This is a genomic window from Kineococcus endophyticus (assembly GCF_040796495.1).
In the GTDB taxonomy this organism is placed as follows: domain Bacteria; phylum Actinomycetota; class Actinomycetes; order Actinomycetales; family Kineococcaceae; genus Kineococcus; species Kineococcus endophyticus.
The window spans coordinates 1-5510 of record NZ_JBFNQN010000030.1; the positions used below are offsets into that span (position 1 = coordinate 1).

Here is a 5510-nt window from a genome sequence, read left to right on the forward strand (position 1 = left end):
TCACCCTTGCTCCTGATCTTCCCGGCTACACCGCGAAGCCGCCGCACCCGCGCGTTGCAGAGGCCTGAGCGGGGCGCAGGGCCCACACGGTCATCCCACGCTCTAAGCGACGTCACGGTCATCCCGCGGTGCGCGCGCAGCGCACGGTCATCCCGCGGTGCGCGCTGTTGCTGGCCGCCCTGGACTCTGCGGCCGTACCGAGGGCCAAGCGGTCATTACGACACGATGGTGACGTGAGCCAGAAGAAGCCTTGGTGGAACATCACCCGCACGCGCAACCAGTCGTTGTTCCTGGGCCTGCTGTGGATCGCGGTGGGATCGCTCCAGCTGAGCAGCCTCTTCACCGCTAATCGCGCGAGCTGGTGGCGCTGGGCTGCCGCTGCCCTGCTGATCGTCATGGCCAGCTACTACCTGGCCGCCTGGTGGACACGCTGGCGACGAGAGGCAACGGACCCGCACGACTGACGCATGGTCATCCCGCGAGCCGCGGAAGGGTCACCGCCGGTAGACCTCGAGGTCATGCTTCACGCGGAAGGCACGTGAGGCCTCGTCGTCCATCCACCGCACCTGCCACTGCTCCCCGATGAAGACGAAGACCCCGCGGTCGAAGTCATCGAGGGTCGACACCAGGTCTTGCCCAGCCGTGACGAAGTCGCTGACCAGGTCCTCGCCCTCGAACCAAAGCCCTTCGAGCTGGTGGTGCGGAGCCGACCACGACCGCCACCACAGGTGCCCACCCGTGCAGGTCCACCCGGTGTCGACGCGGCAGTACAGCACCGCCCGGCGGCCGTCATCGTGCTGCAAGTGAGCTCCCCGGTCCCGGCACGCCTCGACCCGCTCGTCACGCGGCGGTCTCTGCTGCATCGGGGGCTTCCAGGACACCGACTGATCTTGGCAGGCAACGTCACGGTCATCCCGCGGTGCGCGCGCAGCGCACGGTCACCCCGCTGACCAGCACGTCATCGACCGTCCGGATCTGCCGATGTCGGGGCGGCGCTTCGTCCGTGCTCGGGGCGTCTCCACCGGACGTCTACTGCGCCCTCACAGCGTGAGCGGGCAGTCGCCGGGCCAGCCACGGCAGCAACAGCAACGCCCCTACGCAGCCCAGCGCGACCGCCGCCCACGGCAGCCACAACGCCACCGCGAACAACCCCACCAGCAACGGCGCCAGCAGCGCGGTGGCGTTGAAGCCGTACTGCACCGTCGCCATGTACCGCCCGTGCGCCGCCACCGGCGCCGACGCCTCGGCCATCGCCATCACCCGGACCCCGACCAGCATGGCCGAGACCGCCAGTACGACCGTGGAGGCCAGCAGCCACACCGGCTGCCACCCCCCACCGACAGACGGTGCCGCCGCGCACATCGCGCACCAAGCGAGAATCAGCACCGTCCCGGCGGCGACGGTGCGGGTGCGCGTCCACCCACTCGTCCAGCGCACCACCAGCGCGGTGCTGGTGGAGGTGATGCCGGTCAGCAGCGCGATGGAGGCTCCCGGCACCCATGCCGGTGCGTGCAGCCGCTCCAGGGCCCACACCGAGAAGCCGACGAGGTGGACGTCAGTGGCCAGGCCCGTCAAGGCGATCACCACCAGCAGGATCAGGAAGGGACGGTCCCGCCACGGACGCGGCGCAGCCCCCACCGCTGCGTCCGACGACGCGGGCGACGACGCGGGCGACGACGCGGGCGACGACGCGGGCGACGACGTGGGCGCCGTACGGGCATCGGACGTTGTGGCGCTGTGAGCCAGGTCTGTGGCGTGCGGTCCGGCCTCATCGGAGATGGCCGGGTGCGCCGGAGCTTGCGCTGTAGCGGAGGCCTGGCGGTCACGAGCGGTCTTGACGTGGACCAGGCGCCACAGCAGGCCGGCGGCCAGCACGAAGGTGAGCGCGTCAACAGCAACCGCGATGCGGAGGGCCGGGGTGTCCAGCCACGTCAGCAGGGCAGCGGCGAGCAGGGCGCCGAGGCCGAAGGCGGCGGAGCGGATCATGTCGACGTGGGCGAACGGCCCGTCCTTGGGCCCATCGCCGGCGACGGCGGCGATGAGGGAGAACAGAGAGCTGTAGAAGGTCTGCGTACCTGCCGCGACCAGCACCGCCCCGCCGACCGCCAGAGCTACCGCGGTCCCTCGCCCGGACCCGGCCCCGCTGCCGGCGGCGCCGGCCAGGAAGTAGAGCGTCATGCCGACGGCTTGGATGAGCTGGGACGCGATGACGACGCGGCGGGGCCCGAAGCGGTCCACGACGGTGCCCACGACCAGTGGTGCGCCTAGACCGATGAGGGTGCCGAGGAACAGCAGTGTCCCGGCCAGGCCGACCGACAAACCGACGACCTGGACGCTGTAGACGAGCACCAGGGGCAGGAACAAGCCGGAGCCGAAGTTGTCGATGGCCAATGCCAGTAGCAGCCCCCAGCGGGAGCGGTTGTTCTCGCGTGACCAGGTCGGGGCCTTCTCAGTGCCCACTGCGGTGTGTGCCACAGGTCACGAACGTAGAGCAGGCCTGGCGCGGCGGAGGGGATATTGCGAGCTAGGCGTGGCCTGCTACTCAGTCGCGGCGGCGGTGCTCACAACACGTCAGTCAACAGACCAGGTATGCCGTAGACAGGTCCCCGCACGACGACCACCGTGGTCGTACCCGAGCCGTGACAGGGAGCTCCGTGACCGAGGAACGACTACCGCACGGCTACACCAACGCCACCCGCCACGACCACGGCGTCGTCACCAAGCGCTACCTGGGACCCGACGCCCTCATCCGCCAGCACGCCGAGGTCACCGCCCTGCGCCACCTCGCCAGTGCCCTCCCGGTGCCGGCCCTGATCCATGACGACGTCGGCCAGATCGGCACCGCCCTCATGCCCGGTCGCCCCGGACAGGAACTGCTGGAGCTGGACCCCGATGCCGTCCTGGCCAGCGTCGGCCGTACCGCGGCCCTTCTGCACGGCCTCGACACCACCGCATTGGCGACGCCGGAGGCGCTGGGACCTGCCGAACCTGGCACGGTCCTAGTCCACGGCGACTTCGGTCCCCAGAACCTGCTCCTGGACCCGGACACGTTCGAGGCGAGCGCGATCGTGGACTGGGAGTTCGCCCACCTCGGCGATGGGGTCCTCGACCTCGCGTGGGCGGAGTGGATTATCCGCACCCACCACCCTCATCTCGTCGACGCCCTGCCGAATCTGTTCCAGGGCTACGGTGCGGAACCGACCTGGGGACGGCGCCAGGCCGCGATGGTCGCCAAATGCGAGTGGGCCCTGGACTTCGTGACCCGCTGGGCACCGGACAACGAGGCCGCCCGGGTGCAGTGGCGGGAGCGGCTCGAAGTCACGATCTCCTTCACACCATGAACCTCACGGTCATCCCGCCTTCCGCGTGCTCGAGAACCGAACGGCCTCATCGATGGCCCCCGTCATCCAACTTCGGCGCGGCAACGTACCCGTAGTCGCCCGCGCAGGCCGTCAACGGTGCTTCGATGCCGCCATGCACCCCCGCGTCGTCGTCCTGCCCGCCCTGGCCGTCTTGTTCCTGGCCGGGTGCTCAGACGAGCCGAAGACAGAGGATGCGCAGAACATCGGGTTCTGCGTCGCTCCCAGTGCGGACTTCGCCGCCTCCGAGCACGTCGAGGTGGAGTTCCGACACGACGGGAAGGTCGTGGCCACCACCAGCACCGACGTCGGCAGCGCGATCGGCGTCCAAGTCCCCACGGGCGCGATCGACGTGTACGTCGACGGTAAGCCGTACGGGCAGGCAACCAGCTACGGTCCAAGCACGCTCGATGAGGACGGGCAACTGCGCGGAAGCATCTACATCAGCGGTCCTGGCTGCCCCACGGAATCGCCCATCGGCTGACTCGTCATCCCCGGTTACGCAGCGCACGGTCATCCCGCGTTGCGCGCGGGCGCACGGTCATCCCGCGGTGCGAGCGCTTGACGACCTCGCGGTCTTGCCGAGAGTCGCAAGGTGGCCGACCTACTCGATGGGGCCTTCAGACCGCAGCTCCCAAGCGTCTTTCACCAGCGCTCTCTAGCCTGACTAGGTGCCGAGGTTGTTCCACGTCACCGACGCCGGGCCGCTGTCGAGCATGAGTCCGCGGCCCTCCCCACCGGGCACCGCCCACGAGGGACGACCGTGGGTGTGGGCTCTAGATGAGGCGCACCTGCCGAACTACCTACTACCCCGGCAGTGCCCCCGGGTCTGCTGGCAAGCCAGCAACCTCACGCACCGGCTCCTGGGATCGGCCTCCTCGCGTGTCATCACCGTCGAGCACCGCTGGGTAGGCCGACTGCTCCACGCAGGCCTCGACGTGCACGAACTCGCACCGACCGGCTTCACCGTGCTCGACGAGCAGGCCGGCTACTGGGTGGCCGACCACGAGGTCCCGGTTCTGGACGTCCGCCACGTCGAGGACTGCTTCAGCGCCCTGGCCGAGCACGACGTCGAGCTTCGCTTGGTGCCCTCGCTGTGGCCGTACATGGACGCCGTCATCGAGCACGCATCCGAGTACAGCGGCATCCGACTGCGCAACGCTGCACCGCGGCCAGCCTGACCACAGCGCGGGTCATCCCGCTCTGCGCGGGCCATCAACGGACCACTCACGGCGGTGCATGCAGTACCGCGCAGACGTCAGAGGGACACCGCCTCTCGCAACCGGGCCACCAGTTCCCCCACGTTCACCGGGCCACCCGTGTCCACGCGCAACACCGACCCAATCTCCAGTGGCACACCCTCGGCGGCCCAGCGATCGAAGTCGGTGACCAGTCGCGCACCATCATCGTGGACCGCCGCTCGGTGGCGACTGGCGTAGCGTTCTCGGGCTACCGCCGCAGTGACCTCACACCACACCTCCACCACCTGCGCCGCCCCGGCAGCCTCCACACCGGTGCGGGCGAAGTCGAGGTCTCTGGGTCGGAACCACCACGACTCCACGATGACCTCTCCCTCGATGGCCGCCGCCATCGCCCATACCGTGTTCATCGCCACCGCGCCCAACTGGCCAGAGCTCATCGCGCCGTCGGCGATCAGCGCCAGCGCCTCCTTGACCGCGTCCTTCGACAGCAGCGGCCAGCCAGAGGCCTCCTTCATCTGCTCGGCCAGAGTGGTCTTACCCGCGCCGGGCAAGCCGTTGACGAGGATGAGGGCGCTGGCCACGCGCTCACCCTGGCAGAGTCAGCAACGCGGCGGGAGCCCCAACGATCTTCCGGTCATCCCGCGGTGCGCGCGGAGCGCACGGTCATCCCGCGGTGCGCGCGGAGCGCACGGTCATCCCGCGGTGCGCGCGGAGCGCACGGTCATCCCGCGGTGCGCGCGGAGCGCACGGTCATCCCGCGGTGCGCGCGGAGCGCACGGTCATCCCGCGTTGTGCGCGCTGACGGGGCCGCCGACTTCACGGTCTTGCCGAATTGCGGATGCTCTGACTGCTCCCGTCGCGGTGGTCGTTGCGGCAGAGTGGCGAAGGAGTTGCACCGCCGAGTCACCGGGAGCCGTTAGTGATCTTGAATGCCAAGTCGACGTACATG

Annotated in this window: 7 protein-coding genes; 4 read left to right on the plus strand and 3 right to left on the minus strand. The window is 69.5% G+C overall.

Going from position 1 to position 5510, the window contains the following annotated elements:
- Positions 1-233: 233 nt before the first annotated feature.
- Positions 234-464, plus strand: a complete 231-nt coding sequence (locus tag AB1207_RS24270; protein ID WP_367641394.1) for a hypothetical protein — start codon at positions 234-236, stop codon at positions 462-464.
- 30 nt (positions 465-494) lie between these two features.
- On the opposite strand, the gene AB1207_RS24275 is transcribed toward AB1207_RS24270, so the two are convergent.
- Positions 495-803, minus strand: a complete 309-nt coding sequence (locus AB1207_RS24275) for a hypothetical protein (RefSeq protein ID WP_367641395.1) — start codon at positions 801-803, stop codon at positions 495-497.
- 226 nt (positions 804-1029) lie between these two features.
- Entirely contained in the window at positions 1030-2475 is a 1446-nt protein-coding gene (locus AB1207_RS24280) for an MFS transporter (protein WP_367641397.1), read from the minus strand.
- 179 nt (positions 2476-2654) lie between these two features.
- On the opposite strand from AB1207_RS24280, the gene AB1207_RS24285 reads away from it, so the two are divergent.
- The 3 genes from AB1207_RS24285 (at position 2655) to AB1207_RS24295 (ending at position 4540) form a co-directional block, all read left to right on the plus strand.
- Positions 2655-3341, plus strand: coding sequence for a phosphotransferase family protein (locus tag AB1207_RS24285; RefSeq protein WP_367641399.1), 687 nt, complete (start codon positions 2655-2657; stop codon positions 3339-3341).
- Positions 3342-3474: 133 nt separating this feature from the next.
- The gene (locus AB1207_RS24290; RefSeq protein WP_367641400.1) at positions 3475-3843 is read left to right on the plus strand and encodes a hypothetical protein; all 369 of its coding nucleotides are present in this window, start codon (positions 3475-3477) and stop codon (positions 3841-3843) included.
- A gap of 187 nt (positions 3844-4030) precedes the next feature.
- Positions 4031-4540 carry a DUF6886 family protein gene (locus tag AB1207_RS24295; RefSeq protein ID WP_367641402.1) on the plus strand — a complete coding sequence of 170 codons (510 nt, stop codon included), beginning with the start codon at positions 4031-4033 and terminating at the stop codon, positions 4538-4540.
- A 77-nt stretch (positions 4541-4617) separates the two neighbouring features.
- On the opposite strand, the gene AB1207_RS24300 is transcribed toward AB1207_RS24295, so the two are convergent.
- Positions 4618-5142 carry a P-loop nucleotide/nucleoside kinase family protein gene (locus AB1207_RS24300; protein ID WP_367641403.1) on the minus strand — a complete coding sequence of 175 codons (525 nt, stop codon included), beginning with the start codon at positions 5140-5142 and terminating at the stop codon, positions 4618-4620.
- Positions 5143-5510 lie beyond the last annotated feature (368 nt).

Coding starts and splice junctions, on each gene's coding strand:
- AB1207_RS24290 (WP_367641400.1), top strand. CDS start 3,475: ATGCACCCCCGCGTCGTCGTCCTGCCCGCCCTGGCCGTCTTGTTCCTG.